9 protein-coding genes are annotated in these 17,887 nt (G+C 40.2%); 2 read left to right on the top strand and 7 right to left on the bottom strand.

Going from position 1 to position 17,887, the window contains the following annotated elements; genetic code table 11:
• Window positions 1-46: 46 nt before the first annotated feature.
• From IQ31_RS21235 to IQ31_RS21265, 7 genes are all read right to left on the bottom strand, one after another.
• The gene (locus tag IQ31_RS21235; RefSeq protein WP_145329961.1) at window positions 47-2,518 is read right to left on the bottom strand and encodes an ABC transporter permease; all 2,472 of its coding nucleotides are present in this window, start codon (window positions 2,516-2,518) and stop codon (window positions 47-49) included.
• Window positions 2,519-2,552: 34 nt separating this feature from the next.
• Window positions 2,553-4,973, bottom strand: a complete 2,421-nt coding sequence (locus IQ31_RS21240) for an ABC transporter permease (protein WP_145329963.1) — start codon at window positions 4,971-4,973, stop codon at window positions 2,553-2,555.
• Window positions 4,974-5,035: 62 nt separating this feature from the next.
• Window positions 5,036-7,411: an ABC transporter permease gene (locus tag IQ31_RS21245; RefSeq protein WP_145329965.1), complete on the bottom strand. Its 2,376-nt coding sequence runs from the start codon at window positions 7,409-7,411 to the stop codon at window positions 5,036-5,038.
• Between the two features lie 133 nt (window positions 7,412-7,544).
• Window positions 7,545-9,950, bottom strand: a complete 2,406-nt coding sequence (locus IQ31_RS21250) for an ABC transporter permease (RefSeq protein ID WP_145329967.1) — start codon at window positions 9,948-9,950, stop codon at window positions 7,545-7,547.
• Between the two features lie 44 nt (window positions 9,951-9,994).
• Entirely contained in the window at window positions 9,995-10,672 is a 678-nt protein-coding gene (locus IQ31_RS21255) for an ABC transporter ATP-binding protein (RefSeq protein WP_046672289.1), read from the bottom strand.
• Window positions 10,673-10,763: 91 nt separating this feature from the next.
• Entirely contained in the window at window positions 10,764-13,130 is a 2,367-nt protein-coding gene (locus IQ31_RS21260; protein WP_088160331.1) for an ABC transporter permease, read from the bottom strand.
• Window positions 13,131-13,196: 66 nt separating this feature from the next.
• The gene (locus IQ31_RS21265) at window positions 13,197-14,450 is read right to left on the bottom strand and encodes an efflux RND transporter periplasmic adaptor subunit (RefSeq protein ID WP_120333433.1); all 1,254 of its coding nucleotides are present in this window, start codon (window positions 14,448-14,450) and stop codon (window positions 13,197-13,199) included.
• A 657-nt stretch (window positions 14,451-15,107) separates the two neighbouring features.
• On the opposite strand from IQ31_RS21265, the gene IQ31_RS21270 reads away from it, so the two are divergent.
• Window positions 15,108-16,490 carry a TolC family protein gene (locus IQ31_RS21270; RefSeq protein ID WP_158638948.1) on the top strand — a complete coding sequence of 461 codons (1,383 nt, stop codon included), beginning with the start codon at window positions 15,108-15,110 and terminating at the stop codon, window positions 16,488-16,490.
• Between the two features lie 32 nt (window positions 16,491-16,522).
• Window positions 16,523-17,884, top strand: coding sequence for a sigma-54-dependent transcriptional regulator (locus IQ31_RS21275; RefSeq protein ID WP_070566332.1), 1,362 nt, complete (start codon window positions 16,523-16,525; stop codon window positions 17,882-17,884).
• Window positions 17,885-17,887 lie beyond the last annotated feature (3 nt).

Raw genomic sequence — 17,887 nt, forward strand, 5'->3', positions numbered from 1 at the left:
GTTATTTCGTTTTTTGTTAACCCTCTGATTTGATATACTCGTGTCGCTATTCGTCCCGTAGGCTATTGACAGGATTTTGGATAGCCGCCTTGATCGATTGAAAACTAATGGTCAGTACTGCCGCAAATAGTGCAAGTCCAGCGCCTAAGATAAAAGGTGTTGCCGTAAGATCGATGCGGTAGTAAAAATCTTCCAGCCACTTGCTACACGTCCACCAGGTCAATGGTGCGGCAATTAGGATACTGATTAAAATGAGCTGTACGAAGTTCTTTGCCAATAAATGAAAGATACTGGGAATACTTGCACCCAAAACTTTGCGTATACCGATCTCTTTGCTGCGTTGGAAAGCCGCAAGGGTAATTAGCCCAAAGAGACCCAAACAACCGATTAAAACAGCAACAATTGTACTTACGTTGATTAATTTGGCCAGATTTTGCTCTTTTTGATAAAGAGAGGCAATCGTTTCATCGTAAAATTTTACTTCGATCGGGTATTCCGGAAAAAAACGCGCATAGATTTTATTGATCGCTTCAATACTGGTTTTCCATTCCTTGCTGTTTCCCGATAATTTCATGTTAAAGGTATAGGCACTGCGACTAAAACTGCGCAAAGCCAAAGGTGTAATTTCTTTATAGAATTCCTGGGCATGAAAATCTTTAATAACGCCAACGATCGGGAAAGTACTGTCTTCTTGACCAATTGACTTCCCGATAGCATCTTGAGGGGAATTGAAACCGAATGCCTTGACAGCAGATTCATTGATAATATAGGCATTGACAGTATCTGATTGTGGTAGGTTATTTCCCGCGATTAGCTTCATGTCATATACAGCGAGGTAATTTGGATCTGCATTTTTAAAGAAAATATCCGATGAAATTTTCTCTTTTAACGTAGGGTCTTGTCGATGAAACCATGATGATGAATAATTATTTGATAAGGGCTTGCTACCGATTGACGCTGCCGAAACACCTTTTATTTTTTGGATCTCATGTAGGAGTGTTTGTTTCTTACTTTGATCCAGTTTTTCCTCATAAAACTTATTGATAAGTTTGGATGGGAGGTCAAAAGTAACTACTGCATTTTTGTCAAATCCCATATCTTTGTTGAGGGTATAAGATAGCTGTTGCCCGATAATGAGTGCTGAAACCGTAAAGAATTGAGCAATAAAGAATTGGAATACAATCAACGTTTTCCGAAGGTTGATTTGTGTTTTTCCGATTTGAAACTGCTTGCCAGCCCGAAATAAATTGACAGGCTGTACCTTTTTAATTAACCAAGAAGGATATGCCGAGGAAATTAAAGTCGTTACGGTCAGTAAAACTGCGATAAACAGCATTGATGTCGTCGAACTTGTAAAATCCTTTACTTTCTCCGGAATCATTTCCTGAAAATAGAAAAAGGCCAGTTTCGTCAGAAAGACCGAACAAACAAGTGCAATGGCAATGGTTAAAAGCGATTCAAAAATAATTTGGCTAACCAATTTTCCCTGACTACTTCCCAATGTTTTACGGACACCAATATCTTTACTCCGCGCTGGGATTTGTGCCGTACTAAGATTGATATAGTTGATACAGGCCAAAAGCATCAGAAAGGCAGCTACGGCAATTAATCCATATATAACGGTTTTGCTTGTTCTTTCGGCGTACCATTCTTTTATGTAGACTGCAAAATGGGAATCTTTTAGTGGCATGACCACGACCTTACGGTTGTAGTCAAACTTAGGTTTTTTTTCCTGGCTGAATTCCTGCCATTTTTTTTGTCCGATTTTATTGATAGTTGCCTGGATTGGAAGGTCTTTTACACCATCTTTTAATCGGATATAAAGTCTGTCAGTACCATTGGTATTCGTCCAGACATTCAGTGGGTAGACTTCTTCTTTAAGCAAGACGAATTCTGTGCCATTGAACTCCGTGTTGAAGCCAAGGTCATCAATAATACCAGTTACTGTTTTGGGTATACTGTCGTTATAAAAGATGGTTTTGCCGATTAAGCCCTGGGCAGCCTGGTTTGGGAAATAAATGGCTGCCCTTTTTTTTGTCAATACGATGTCGTTGGCAGTTGAAAATGCTTTCTCAGGTGAACCTGCTAACCATTTGTAGCCAACGAGCTTGAAGTAGTCGCTGGTAGTCTCCGTCACATTGCCTTCAGCCTCATCAAAGTCCTCGACAAGTTTTTGATTTTTTTGTCCCTTGTTGATTGTGACAGATTCCATTTGATAATTTCTGAATGCTGGAGCGACCAGTTCCACGCCCGGAATTTCTTTTCGGATGGCCTGATAAAATGGCTTGGCCAATCCCCCATTGTAATTATCCTTGCCATCATTTTTAAACTGAGAAATGATCCGATAGGTTCGATCAAGCTGAGGAACTCCAGCTTCAAAACTATACTCATAATTGACAATCTTAAATATGACCCAACATGACGTAATGCCGATGGCTAGTCCAATAATATTTAATAGGGAGAATAGTTTATTCTTCCAAAGTTGTCGAATTGCCGATTTTAATAGGAGGTTGTTCATAGCTGGAATATCGTGATGGGATTAAATTATATTGTTATTCGTCTCTTAAACTATCTACAGGATTTGCCTTGGCAGCCTTGAGTGTTTGAAAACTCACCGTTACTAATGCGATAATGATTGTAGCAAAACCAGCAAAGACAAACATCCACCATTGTGGTTCAATGTGATACGCAAAGTTGTCAAGCCATTTTTTCATTGCCATCCAAGATAGCGGTGTCGCGATGAGGAGAGCTACAGCCAATAACTTGATGAAGTCGGAAGAGAGTAGGAGGATTAAATTATAGATGGATGCACCGAGAACTTTCCGTACGCCGATTTCTTTGGTACGCTGTTGGGCTGTATACGTAACAAGTCCCAATAAACCTAAACAGGCAATAAAAAGTGCCAGTCCGGAGAAGGCTGTAAAAAGTCTTCTAAAATTAAAATCCGCTTCATATTGTCTATTGAAATTGTCGTCGAGAAAGCTATATAAAAATGGACGGTTTGGTACAAGTTCATTCCACAGCTTGCCGATTCTGGCAACGGTCTCAGGCTGGTTTACATGTTGGATATTCAAGGTTAAATACCGGCTGCTGCTTGGTTCAAGTCGCAAAGCTAAAGGCTCAATCTTACGGTGTAAAGAAAGGTAATTGAAATCTTTCACTACACCGATAACCGTTCCTTCTCTTCCCCATTGACGAAATTGCTTGCCAATAATATCTTGTGGATTTGAATAGCCCCATTGTTTTGCAGCAGATTCATTGATAATAAGTGAATGGGCCGTATCCGCTGGGAAATCCCTGGAATAGGCACGCCCAGCGGCCATTTGCAGACCAATATTAGGAATAAAGTCAACATCGACTTCATATAAGAAAGGAGCAAATTGACTCATCATTCCGTTTGCTGACATGATTTCTGTTCCTGCATTTGGAAAAAATGTTCCCGGTACCGTACGTGATGCCGTGACAGACAATACATCTTTATCTTTTGCTAGTGTAGATTTTATCGCTTCCAGGTTATTGTTTACCTTATCATCGAAATTATAATCTATCACAAGCCGTTGATCTTTTTGAAATCCAAGATCTCGGTGCTGTAATTGATCTAGTTGAGAAAAGACGACGACTGTACCTGCAATGAGCGCAATAGAAAGGCAAAATTGGAAAACAACTAATACGCGACGTAATAATGTACCCCCTTTGCTGTTGCTATAACTTCCTTTAAGTACTGCAATCGGTTTGAAATTTGCTAGAATCAACGCGGGATAGCTGGCAGCAAGAAGTCCCGTAAAAATGGTGGTGAATAGGAATATTGCCCAGGTCGTCCCATTTTTCAGGGACGAATAATTGAGGTGTTTGCCCGAGAATGCTTCCAAAAAGGGGAGAAAGGCCATAACGAGCAGTATCGCCAAAATACTACTGACGAATACAAGAACCAATGATTCAGACATAAACTGAAAGATCAGATTGCTTTTGCTTGCTCCTATGGTTTTTCGTACGCCGACTTCCTTTGCTCTTTCCATTGACCTTGATGTAGCCAGATTCATAAAGTTCACACAGGCGATCAGTAAGATGAATCCGCCAATAATGCTGAATATGTATAAATTCTGATAGCTTCCATTGGTACCGGGTTGACGATCCGCAGACGAGTGCATGTAAGCCTGCAGAAGCGGCTCGATATGGAAATTGTATTTTGCATTTGGGTTTTCATTTGTTGGGAGATGCCGCTTGAGAAACTCCGGTATTTTCTGGTCGAACTTTACAGGATCAAAGTCTTTTGAAGCGAGAAAGTACGTGTAGAAGTCTACATAATCCCAGCCTTCTTTATTAAATACGTCTGGCAGTGCTTTTCGGAATGTACTCATCGAGAGCAATGCATCGAACGTAAAGTGTGAATTAGCAGGTACATCGGCCATTACTGCCGTTACAGTATATAGACCTGCATCGGCACGACCAGCAGCTAAACCTCCCTCAAGCGTCTTGCCAATGGGATTTTTATCTCCGAAATATTTCTTAGCGGTACTTTCTGTTAATACGACAGAATAGGCGTTCTTTAAGGCTGTATGGGGGTCGCCGGCCAAAACCTTCCAACTAAAGACATCAAATGCAGTAGAGTCCATGAAAAATACATTTTCCTCCTGGAATCTTTTATCGCCTTGTTTGAGCAGGATAGACGTTTGCCCTGAAAATTGAACGACCTTTTCGATTTCAGGAAAATCGGCTTTGATGGCTTCACCGATTGGACCATTGCCCCAGATTTGATGCTGTTCTGTGCTGCTTACATCTTTATAGTCATGGACGATGCGGTAAATTCGATCTTTATTCACATGATATTTGTCGTATGACAATTCATTTTGCACATAAATTGCTATCAATAGGCAACAGGCTAATCCTATTGCCAAGCCAATTATGTTTATGGTTGAATACCCTTTATTTTTGGAGATATTGCGCCAGGCTATTTTTATATAGTTCTTGATCATTGCTTTATTCTTTAGTTTTAGTGTATCAATATGTTTAATCCACTTTTACTGTATTTTTCTTATTATTCGTCTCTTAAACTATCTACGGGATTGGATAAAGCTGCCCGAACAGCCTGGTAGCTGACGGTGAAAATGGCGATCAGCAAGGCCAGGATACCACCGAAGACAAATGTTTGCACCTCTAGATCTGTTTTATAGGCAAAATTGCTTAACCATTGTTTCATCAGGTAAACTGCAATAGGGCAGGCAATCAGAATGGAAATGGAGACGAGTATCACGAAATTTTTCCCCAATAGCCGGACGACACCAAAGGTGCTAGCGCCAAGAACTTTACGGATGCCAATTTCCTTTACACGCATTTGCGCTTCGTGAGTTGCCAACGCAAACAGACCTAAAGCAGATATAAAAATCGCGATGCCAGCGAAAATATTGAACAATAAGCCTGTGCGCTGCTCGGATTTATATAGACTATCAAATTGCTGATCAATGAAAGTATATTTGAAAGGGGCGTCTGATGGATAGCGGTTATAGATCTTTTCTAAAACTTTAATGGCCTCAGGGGCTTTTGTCGTACTCGTTTTAACATAAAGTGTGCCCGATCCCCAGCGCGTCCAGAAGACCATTGGGCCTATTTTATCTTTGATGGATTTGAAGTGGAAGTCTTTCACAACACCGATAATTTGTCCAGGGAAATCGTGGAAACTCATATTGGATCCCACGTACGGCGGTTTTAATCCCATCTGTTTCGCCAAAGTCTCGTTGATGATATAGCCGGACGAATCAACCGGCATTCCGCTAAAGTTTTTTCCTTCGAGGAATTGCATGTTCATCAAAGGAATAAAATCCTTATCGATGGTCGCTTGAGCAACAATGAGTTTGTTGTCTTTGGACTTGCCGGGCCAATCGATATCGCCCGTGGCATTTCCAAAATCGGTCATGTTGTATAAACTTGATAGGGAAACCCCTTGTATCGCCTCATTGCTTTTTAGTTCAGCACGTATCGCGTCCATATGTTTGTAAGCCTCCTCAGGAAGACCAAGTGTTAATACATGATCTCTATCATACCCCAAATTGATCTTTTGGATAAAGTCCAATTGCTTTTTAATAATCAGCGTACATACAATTAGCGTTACGGAGAGTGTAAACTGGAAAACCACCAATATTTTACGCATGGTATTCGAGGAAACACCTTTTATTGATTTTCCTTTTAACGAATGAATGGGATTGAACGAGGAAAGCTGTATCGCAGGATATATACTGGACAGTCCCAATGTGCCTATAATTGCTGCCCCAATATACAGCCATATCGTCGTGTTATGGAAAGATAGACTGATTGATTTTTGTGCGATCTGATTATATCCGGTATGAAGGATCACGATAAGGATGAAAGCGATCAGTAGTGAACAAAGAAATACAACAACAGTTTCGGTGATAAATTGTAGGAATAAATGGAGACGGTTGGCGCCGATTATTTTACGGATACCAACATCTTTCGCCCGATCCAATGCTCTTGCAGTACTTAGATTGACATAATTTACCGCACCGATCACCAGGAGCAATATCGCAATGATCCCAAAAATCTGAACCATGCGAAGTGTCGATTTATTTCCGTCAGGAGCGATTAAATGCATGGTTTTGAGTGGATCTAAAACAAATATAGTCGAGTTTTCACCGTCGCGGGCTTTGGTATAAGTGTCTGTGACCGATTTTCCGATAAGTGCTGCAGAAGCATGAGGTTTGACTTTAATATACGTTGAAAAACTATAGTTGCCCATATCTTCATCTATTGTTTTCCATTTACCGTTGCCGCCCCAGTTTGTAAACCGCTGTGCATGATACCCCAGTGGGATAACGACATCGAATTGCATGGAGGAGTTTTGTGGAACATCGTTTAGGATACCTGCTACGGTGAAGAGATCTTTCTGATAACGGAAAGTTTTTCCAATGGCTTTTTGCGTACTAAAAAGTTTTTCAGCAGTTGATGGGGTGATAAGTGCCTGTTTATAATTTTCCTGAAAACCTGCAAGCGAGCCCTCTTTCAAGGGGAAATGAAACATCTTGAAAAAATTACCATCTACATAATAGATGTTCATATCAGTTACCGGACGTTTCAGTTTGTCATTGACCAACGTGGTATTGTAATCCTGTGAAACACGCGTTGCGTAATCTACCTCCGGTACATTTTGTGCATAGTTTCCTATAGGCCCGGGAGATGTCCCCCATATCGAACCGTTGTGCTCGGGATCCAAATGAGAATTGACTTTGTAAATCTGTTCAAAATCTGGGTGGAATTTATCAAAGCTCTTTTCGTCCTGTACCCAGAAAATAATTAATATGGAGGCAGTAAGGCTGACCGACAGACCTAATATATTGATCGCGGTATAGAATTTCCGTTTCCTTAATTCTCTAATTGCGGTTATTAAATAGTTCTTTATCATGGTGATAGGCTTTCTTTGATTAATTTTGTTTTTTTGTCACTCCTTGTGGCGCTTTATTCAAAACAAGGATTGTGATGGGATCATGACTGATTCCCATCATTCTCCTTGATCACTATTGAGCTTATTTACTATTTTATTCATCTCTTAAGCTATTTACGGGATTTGCACGTGCCGCTTTTATGGATTGGTAGCTCATCGTAAAAAATGCAATAAGTAGGGTTGCGGCAGCCGGAATGATAAACATCCACCAGGATAGATCTATCTTATAAGCAAAATCATCCAACCATTTGTGCATCGCCCACCAAGCAATTGGGGTGGCGATCAAAATAGAAATGAGTATAAGTTTGATATAATCTTTTGATAATAACCCAATAATCCCCAGTACCGTACTTCCCAACACTTTTCGAATACCAATTTCTTTTGTACGTTGTACCGTGGTGATGGTAACCAGGCCGATCAATCCCAAGCAGCTGATGAGAATTGTCGTCGATGTAAATAGATTGATGATCTTCGAGAATTTTAGATCACTGCTATAGAGTTCTTTGATTTGCTGATCATAGAAATCATATTTGAATGGGGCTTTTGGATAATATTTTTTCCATTCTTTCTCAATCTGTTTTAAAGTTTCCGGCCAGGTAGTTGAATTATTGTTGAGTTTCACACTTAGTCTGTTTAATTCCCATTTTTTAATGGAACTCAGCATGACAACAGGTTGAATGGCTGCATGGAGATTTTTCGTGTGAAAATTGTCGGTTACTCCCACAATCTGGCGCTGTTTGTCGGTATACGTAACAAAGCTCCCTACAGCGTTTTCAGCAGATTTAAAACCTAATTTTTGAACGCTGGCTAAGTTTAACACGATGCCTGTGCTCGTATCGGCCAATTGCAGCGGGCGGCCAGCAAGCATTTTAAAATTATAGAGCTTAAAGTTATCTTGGTCGACAAATTTCATTTGTACATCGGCTTGTAACTGTCCCGTATCACTTTTGGCAAACAAGGCATTTCCCCAATGGTCGTTACTCATGGGCAGATGCCCCAAGGAAGCCTGCTCAACACCTGCGATGTGCTTAATCGCTTGTTTGAAAACAAAAGGATCAACATTACTGTCCTGATAGCTTTTACTCGGAAAACGTAGGGTAATGATCGCATCCTTATCAAAGCCGTAGTTATTCTGTAGTGCATGTTTCAATTGTAGACCAATGATGCAAGTTGAAATAACAAATAGCTGGGCAATCAAAAATTGAAAAACAATGAGCATTTTTCGAAAAGAAAGATTGCCAAATTTGAGCGTTTGCGCATTCGAGATTTTAATGACTTCAACAATCTTGACTTTGTTTGTCAATAAAATCGGATAACCTGAGGAAATTAAAGTAATCGTAATTGTAAGTGTTGCTAAAAATAGCGATACACCCCAGGGATCTGGATATAGCTTGAGCTGATCGGGAATATATGCGGCTAAAACTGTTTGAATGAGAATAAGTAAAGGCCAAGATAAAAGCACCGAAAAAGCCGTAATGCAAAATGTTTCTAGCAGAAAGGATTTTGTAATTCTTTTCTGGCTTTCTCCCAATGTCTTTCTGATACCAATTTCCTTAGCGCGTTGTGGGATTTGGGCTGTAGCGAGATTGATGTAATTGACACAGGCGAGTAAGAGCAAAAATATACCTATGCCGATAAGACCGTACATTATTTTCTGATCAACATTATTTTGCGCATAAGAAGTAAAATGTAAGTCTTTTAAAGGAACTGTATTTACATGCATTTTAAATCCAAACTTGTCAAATTCAGCATGTGTCATCTCATACGCCTTTTTGTCGGCTGTCTTTATGAGGTTAGGAAGGGAAGCCGATGATTTTACCTTAATAAAGAGCTGCCAATTGGAATTTGAATTGTTCCAGTTTGTGCTATTCCATTCCTGTTCTGGAATCCGGATAAATTCTTTACCCAAAAAGCTGCTTGGATGAGCTAGATCTTTTACAATACCGGCGACATTGTACAATGTACTATCATAGGATAAGGTCTGTCCTATGATTTGGTCTATTGACGTGTTTGGGAAATACAATTTAGCCCGCGATTCTGTCAGGATGACTTCATGGCTATTTTTTAGTATATTCCTTTGGTCGCCAGCTAACCAAACATAAGGTGTCATTTTGAAATAGTCTCCCGTGGTACCGATGATTTCGGGCTGATCTTCAAACTCTATTTTCTGCGCGCCGCCATTATTACTGACACGCTCGAAGTATTGTTTAAAGATGGGTACTGTCAGTTCAACATTGACAAAGTTATCCTTGATATATGCCGGTAATGGTGCGGGAACACCATCGAAATGATCTAATTTATCCTTTTCCTCATAGGAGGTATGGACCTTGTAAATCTGCTCACTTTCTGGATGATGCTGGTCAAAACTAAATTCATAATTGACGATACGGAAAATTAGCCAACAGGCACTTATTCCGATGGCAAGCCCAAATACATTTAAAAATGTGAAAAGACGGTTGCGCCATAATTGTCTGAAAATTAATTTAATCGTGCTCATCATCTATAGGTTATTAGGATTAATATCTTGGTTATATATGAGTTGTCTTATACCGAAGTTGTTTCCATAATCACTTGTCCGTCTAGCATGCGGATTACACGATCAGAGAATTTTGCATCGTGCTCACTGTGTGTTACCATGACGATGGTTGTGCCGGCCTCGTTCAATTCAGTCAGGAGTTGCATAACTTCGTTACCGTTATTGGAATCGAGGTTACCTGTAGGCTCATCGGCAAGGATCAGTTTGGGATTATTGACAACCGCACGAGCGACAGCCACACGTTGCTGTTGACCTCCGGAAAGCTGTTGTGGGAAGTGATTGCGACGGTGCATGATCTGCACTTTTTCCAAAACTTCTTCTACACGTTTTTTGCGTTCTGCTGCTGGAACATTGGTATAAACCAGTGGAAGTTCCACGTTTTCAAATACGGTCAGCTCATCGATCAAATTGAAGCTCTGGAACACAAAACCAATGTTATGTTTGCGAAGATCTGAGCGACCGCGTTCTTTGAATTTGGCAACTTCAATCTCGTTGAATAGATAGCTTCCTTCATCCAAATCATCCAATAGACCAATGATATTGAGTAAAGTCGATTTCCCACAGCCCGAAGGCCCCATTACAGCAACAAACTCTCCCTCTTTGACATGGATATTGAGGTTGTTTAATGCGACGGTTTCAACTTCTTCTGTGCGGTAATACTTTTGAAGATTTGTGATTTTGATCATATTTTTTGTGCTCATGGTTTTTATGTTTTGTATCCTTGGCGAAATTGCTTTGGACAGTTACTATTTCTGTTATTAAATTCTTTTTTAGTGTTTATTGATCTCTTAAAGTCTTTGTCGGATTGGCTATCGCTGCTTTAAATGCCTGTGAACTGATGGTCAATAGGGCAATGATAATAGCTGTCAGACCACTGATGATAAAAATGGTCCAGGAAATATCGATATGATGTGCATAATTAGTTAGCCATTTGCTCATGATCATCCATGCAATAGGAAAGGCAATGATACATGATATTGCTACAAGAATGACAAATTCACGGTTGAGCATTTGGATAAGTCCCGAAACAGAGGCGCCCAAGACTTTACGAATGCTGATCTCTTTTGCGCGTTGCTCTGTTGCAAAGGCGGCTAAACCAAATAGACCTAAGCAGGATATAATGATAGACATCAGTGCAAATACACTGGATAGTTGCTGTACAAAAAGCTCCGCTTTAAACTTATTATTGAAACTATCATCTAAAAATTTATAGTCAAAAGGGAAGCCTGGGTTATTTTTGACGATGACCTTCTCGATTTGTTGAATGGCATCTGGTAAATCTACTCCAGCCTTTGTCTTAATGGTCATGATCCCATTATCTCTATTCATTGGTAGAAACAGCATCGGCTCAGGATCGGCATACACATTGTTATAAACGAAGTTCTTGACGACACCGGCGATAGTAAACTTTTCCTCACCGTAGCTGATGATGTTACCGGCCACAAGGCCATCTTTTTTGATCAGTTTTGCAAATGCTTCGTTGATGACAACCGATGTGCTGTCGCCTACAAAATTTTGATGAAAGTTTCTACCGTCAAAAAGCTTTAAGTCTAAAGCTGGAATAAGGCCCTCATCAGAACGTAACATACCAATCAAAATACTGGCATTTGGATCTTTTCCCTCCCAGCTAAAACCGGACGTATTGGAGTTGATATTGAGGATACTCATGTCACTGACACCGACTTCTTGCACAACTCCTGTTGCTAATAATTGATTTTTAATGAGCGGCAGATGTTTGCCCATATCGCCTTGTAGCGCTGTAGTCAACACCTGACTCTTATCAAAACCGAGATCTCTGTTCTTGTTGTGCTGAATCTGTTGGTAGATGATAATGGTACAGATAATTAACACAACTGAGGCTGTATATTGCAGGATGACCAACCCTTTACGGACGAGACTTCCACTACCGGCCTTCTGTTTCGTTCCTTTGATCGTTGAAAGCGGCTTGAATGCCGAAAGGAAAAACGCGGGATAGCTACCTGCAAATAATCCACATGCTAATGTTATTGTCGTTAAAAATAGCAGGTGTGAGGGGGCTAAAAGATTAACCTGAAGATTCTGGCCTATCATGGTGTTGAACGGCCTGATGAAGATATAGATTAGCAATATAGCAACAAGAGAGGAAATAATTGCCAAAACAAGGGATTCTCCCAAGAATTGCATAATGAGCGATTTGCGACTTGCACCAACCACTTTGCGCATTCCAACTTCTTTTGCTCTTTTTTCAGATCTTGCAGTTGCAAGATTCATGAAATTGATACAGGCGATCAGTAAGACAACCCAAGCGATAAAGGTAAATAGACGAATATTTTTAATGCCACCTTCTTTTTCAATACCACTGTTATCAAACTGATTGTAGGTAATCCAACGTTCCATTGGATAGAGGAAATTCTGTGAAAAAGTGACTTCACCATTGGTCTTGTGTTTGACGAAATCCATCATCTGCTTGTTAATCTGATCGACGTTGGCATTATCTTCGACCTGAACTAGGGTTTGAACACTATTGTTCCCCCAATTTTTTAGAAAATCCTGACCTGCTTCAAATTTTTTGAAAGGGATGAGCCATTGAAAATCATAGCTGCTATTTTTGGGGAGGTCCTTGATTACCCCCGCAATAATAAATGGCTCACTATTGTTTGTTTTGACGGTTTTTCCCAAGGCAGGACGGTTGCCAAATAATTTCTTCGCTGCAGTTTCTGATAATACAATGTTATTGACCTGATCAAAGGCAGTCTTTCGATCCCCTTCAAGAAATGCAAGGGATAGCACATCAGCGATGCTTCCATCGGCATATACACCATTTTGAAATATATTATTGTCTCCGACGGAAAACAGCATTGGCGAATTCCAGCTTATGCGTACTGCATGCTTGATGCCTGGGATTTCTTTCGCTATGCTTTGGGCAAAGGGTCCTGGGGTAGATTCAAATACATAGGTGGCTCCATCGTATGTCTGTTTTGATTTGACAATGTAGATATCCTTTTTGTTGGCGAAATTATCGTTGAAGCTCAACTGATTTTCAACCCATAAAAAAATCAACGATGCCGCAGCAATCCCGACCGCCAGTCCAAAAATATTTAGAAAGCTGTAACCTTTGGTTTTCCAAAGGTTACGAAGTGCGGTTTTAATAAAGTTTTTAATCATAATTATGGTCGTATGATAAAAGCGGTTATCGACAGACCTGATGTTATCGATAACCGCTGTATGATGTTACTTTTTAATATTCAGCTCCTGTACCTTGTCATACGTCTCGTAGCTCGATACAATAACTTTATCTCCCGGTTGTAGACCTTTGATGACCTCATAATATTCCGGATTCTGTCTTCCTAGTTGGATATCCACACGATACGCTGTGCTTCCATTTTTATCCAATTTGAAAATCCAGTTACCACCGGTCTGTTGATAGAATCCTCCTTTTGCCAGTAATAATGCTTTTGTCTCGTCACTTAACGCTAAACGTATCTGCAAAGTTTGTCCACGACGGATCCCTTTTGGAACATCATTGATAAATTCCATGTCAACCTGGAATCGACCATTGGTGACTTGTGTATAGACTTTCTTGATACGGAGTTTGTAGGTTTTTTCACCGATAGAAAATTCACCTTGTAGATCTGGGAAAATACGGTTGATATAATGTTCGTCAATATCAGCACGCACTTTGAATCCTGTCAAAACGTCGATTTGTCCCAACCGTTCCCCGGCATTTTTGTTTTGTCCGATTTCTGCATCGAAAGCTGTCAATTGTCCGTCAACAGGCGCTCTAACGATCAGATCACCAATTTTTCTTTTCATCAGTTCCAATGCACTCTGTGTACGTTGATAAGTTTGCTTATCCTGATTAGTTTTTTGCGCATTGGAGATTTCGTCCTGTTTTAGGATCTGTTTGGTCAAGTTGACCCGCTCTTTTTGATAGTTGTATTCGTTCTTTGATTTTTCGAACTCTTGTGTACCAATGGCTTTTTCAGCGAGTAATTTTCTATTTAAGGTATAGATTCGTTCAGCTTCACGATAAGCTTGTTCTACATCAGCCATTTGGTTGCGGTTGTTAATCGATGCTTGTTGTGCATTGGTCTGCGCTATTTGGGACTGTGTCAATAGATTCAGCACTTGTGTTTCTTGTTGTACCAAGGTAAGCTCCTGATCGGTATTGGAAAGACGCATGATTGCATCCCCTTTTTTTAAGATAGCGCCATCTTCTACAAACTTTTCTTCTACGCGTCCACCAACAGAAGCATCGAGGTATATGCTGCTAATAGGAAGTACAGTACCATTTATAGGGATAAATTCCTGAAAGTTTCCATTTTTTATTTCGACAATAGAGATGCGGTCAGCTTCAACATTCAGTTTGCTTTTGCCGGAGGTAAAATAGAAACTGGCGCTGATCAATCCAACTAAGCCAGCAACCCCCACAATAGTCATGATACGTTTGCTATTCCACTTCTTCTTTTCTAAAGGTCTGTCCATAATTTAATATCAATTTTGTATATAACTATGAAAGCTGTGCCAAGAATGTAAATTATTGATTGATAGGTTCTTGTTTTGTTTAGTTTTAAGCTTGGTGTTCGATAGCGGACACTTCTTGTACGAAGGCGTACAACTGGAAGTTTTTTGCTGTTTAGAGCGTCAACTGAAGCGCTTTTGGCAGATATAATCTGGCTGCGGTGATGCACATTAATTCCGATGGAGCAGGGGTTACTCTGTTGGTGTAAATTAGGGAAGGGGGTAGGTAGCTATATTGGTCGATCGGTTATAACGGTTGGTAAAAGTGGTCTGTTAAAATTAAGGATTTAACTATATTACTTTCGTTATTTACTCGACCCTTGTTCGGTGCTTAGTCGGTGCTTAGTCGGTGCTTGTTCGGTACTTCTTCGGTGCTTCTTCGGTTGTGACCGAAAAAAGTCCGAACAAGCTCCGACTGATATCCATTGAATGGAAGAATAAATATCGAACTTGATTTGAATTATTCTGCTATTTATACAGTTTGTCTTTGCTATTGTCCAACTACGCACACCGACTGTTCATTAATGAACATTTTTGAAAATATTTTTTTTGTATCTATTTGATAGTTAGTGTTTTTGTTGTTTGGCATGGCGATGGTCAGCAAGAAAATAAAAAATGGATATGAAGAGAGTCTATATATATAGTACATTATGCTTTTTATTGAGTTATGCCAAGGCAGGGGCGCAACAGACGGAGCAGCGACTAACGGAAAGAGTGGCTGGGACAGCAACAATTGCAGCGGTCGACGATAAACAAATTACCAAGCGGAGCTTAGCTGAGTGTATTCAGTTGGCAATAAAGGCCAATCCAACCTTATTGCAGAATGAACTCGATGTGAGGCGTGCGGAGGTGAATTTAGCACAGGCTAAAGCGAATAGACTTCCCGATGTTGATGCAAGCCTACAACATAGCCTAACATCAGGAAGATCTCAGGATAATTCGACCCTTCAATATATTTCATCCAACAACTCAACAGGAAATTTTTCTTTGGGCGCAAGCCTTCCAATATTTAGAGGGTTCCGTTTATTTCACGATATCCGGATGCGTGCTGATGCAAAGACTGCCGGTAAATTGACTTTTGATACGCAGATTAATGCGTTAAAACTGGACGTTATTACCGCTTATATCCAAAGCTTAACTGCTCAGGATATATTGCGGCAATCAGAAATGCAGACTGAAGTAACCCGAGAACAGGTCAGACGTGCGGAGAGTATGCATAAGGAAGGTGCAATTAATCCTGGGGATTACTTTGATCTGAAAGGACAACTGGCAAATGATGTCAACACGATTGAAAATAATCGTCAGTTACTATACAGTAGCCGCGTGAAGCTTGCTGCCTTACTAAATATGGATGAAAATCAATTGGGCGAATTGGATAACCTCGGAATAAAAGAAAGCGGGCAACGACTGGATGCGAAACAGCTCTATGAAATGGCCGTTGATCAATTGCCCGATATACAGGCGCTGGATTATCGGATCAAAGTGGCGGAGCGGGATATTAAGATTGCAAAATCATACTATTATCCGTCATTGAGTCTGAGCGCTGGTTTAGGGTCAAATTATTCTAAATTGGGGATTCAGGGAACGTATTGGTCACAAATGCGTAATAACGTAGGAAAGTATATTTCTCTCAATCTTTCTGTTCCGATTTTTAATCATTTGCAAGTTTATAACAACGTCCGCTTGGCAAAATTAGATCTGCAGACGGCTAGATTTCAAAAAGAGATCCAACAAAATGTTTTGCGGTCGGCGACGTCCAATGCGGTTTTTAACTTGCAGAATGCAAGTAACATGATTACACAATTACGTAGTCAAAATGAAAACTACGCGGAATCTTTTCGTATTGCCAAGGTAGTTTTCGAATTGGGAAACAGTAATTCAGTGATTTTTTTGACCGCAAAAAATAAATTCGATAACAGCCAGATTCAATTGGTCGTCAAACAGTATGAATGGCTGCTGCAAAAATATATCAATGATTATTACGCAGGCTCGTTGAATTTATAGTTATCTTAGTATCTTCAATGAAGTCAGGAAGTATGAAAAAAGCATCTATTTTAGTCGTTGATGATGACCAGGACTTATTAACTGCGGCAAGAATCTTGCTTAAACCTAAAGTTAGTCATATTCAAGTTGAACCCAATCCGGAGAATCTAATAGCACATCTGGAGAAGACACCTTATGATCTGGTGCTTTTAGATATGAATTTTAAAAGTACGATTAATACCGGTAATGAGGGATTATATTGGTTGTCCCGGATCAAAGAAAAGTTTCCACAGGTACATGTCATTATGATTACCGCTTATGGAGCTGTTGATCTCGCTGTAAAATCGCTGAAACAGGGAGCATCGGATTTTGTCGTGAAACCTTGGGAAAATGAGCAATTATTGGCAACGATAGAAAGCGCTCTTGCCGAATCAAAAAATAAAGAAAAGAAAAGTAAAAGTTCCTTGCTCAGTAGTGGGAGCAGTCCTGATTTGATTGGTAATTCCATTGTTATGGACGAATTGCAATATAAATTGGAGAAAATTGCCCCCACAGATGCGAATATATTAATATTAGGTGAAAATGGGACCGGGAAAGACCTGATTGCTCAAGCCATTCAGCGAAGATCCTTACGTTCAGATCGGACTTATGTAAAGGTTGATGTCGGGGCGCTGACAGAAACGTTATTTGAAAGTGAGCTTTTCGGTTATAAGAAGGGCGCATTTACAGATGCACGTGAAGACCGCCAAGGTAGATTCGAAGCTGCAAATGGGGGAACATTGTTCCTCGATGAAATTGGCAATATCTCTTTGCAGCAACAAGCCAAACTGTTAACCGTACTGCAGAATAGACAGGTTACACCGTTGGGTTCCTATCAACCAATATCGGTGGATATACGCTTGATTTCAGCAACCAATGTTCCGTTGAAACAGCTCGCAGATGAAAGCCGTTTTCGAAAAGACTTAATTTATCGGATCAATACCGTTGAAATTCAGGTACCGCCATTGCGTGAACGAGGAGAGGATATCAAGCTATTGGCTAATCATTTTCTCGATATCTATTCGAAGAAATACAATAAGCGGATTGAAGGCTTTGAACCGGATGCGGTTAAAAAAATGTGTGCGTATCATTTTCCCGGCAACGTCCGAGAACTCCAATACAGCATCGAGCGTGCTGTTATTATGGCTGATCAGCTCAGTATAGCTGGAAATGACCTCTTTTTCTCGCCAATAGAACAACAAATAGATAACCGCGTTGTCGAATCCAGTCCCAGCAGTCAAAATCTGGAAGAATTGGAACGTAAAGCAATCAAATCGGCGATTGAACGTTATAACGGAAATATCAGTAAAGCCGCAAAAGAATTAGGGCTTACCAGGGCGGCACTTTATAGACGTTTGGAGAAATATGATATTTAGTCG

It is taken from the genome of Sphingobacterium siyangense, from assembly GCF_007830445.1.
Taxonomy (GTDB): Bacteria; Bacteroidota; Bacteroidia; order Sphingobacteriales; family Sphingobacteriaceae; genus Sphingobacterium; species Sphingobacterium siyangense.

Bases quoted from the DNA above. Each gene is read 5' to 3' on its own strand.
- IQ31_RS21235 (WP_145329961.1), bottom strand. From the start codon at position 2,518: ATGAACAACCTCCTATTAAAATCGGCAATTCGACAACTTTGGAAGAAT.
- IQ31_RS21240 (WP_145329963.1), bottom strand. From the start codon at position 4,973: ATGATCAAGAACTATATAAAAATAGCCTGGCGCAATATCTCCAAAAAT.
- IQ31_RS21245 (WP_145329965.1), bottom strand. From the start codon at position 7,411: ATGATAAAGAACTATTTAATAACCGCAATTAGAGAATTAAGGAAACGG.
- IQ31_RS21250 (WP_145329967.1), bottom strand. From the start codon at position 9,950: ATGATGAGCACGATTAAATTAATTTTCAGACAATTATGGCGCAACCGT.
- IQ31_RS21255 (WP_046672289.1), bottom strand. From the start codon at position 10,672: ATGATCAAAATCACAAATCTTCAAAAGTATTACCGCACAGAAGAAGTT.
- IQ31_RS21260 (WP_088160331.1), bottom strand. From the start codon at position 13,130: ATGATTAAAAACTTTATTAAAACCGCACTTCGTAACCTTTGGAAAACC.
- IQ31_RS21265 (WP_120333433.1), bottom strand. From the start codon at position 14,450: ATGGACAGACCTTTAGAAAAGAAGAAGTGGAATAGCAAACGTATCATG.
- IQ31_RS21270 (WP_158638948.1), top strand. From the start codon at position 15,108: ATGAAGAGAGTCTATATATATAGTACATTATGCTTTTTATTGAGTTAT.
- IQ31_RS21275 (WP_070566332.1), top strand. From the start codon at position 16,523: ATGAAAAAAGCATCTATTTTAGTCGTTGATGATGACCAGGACTTATTA.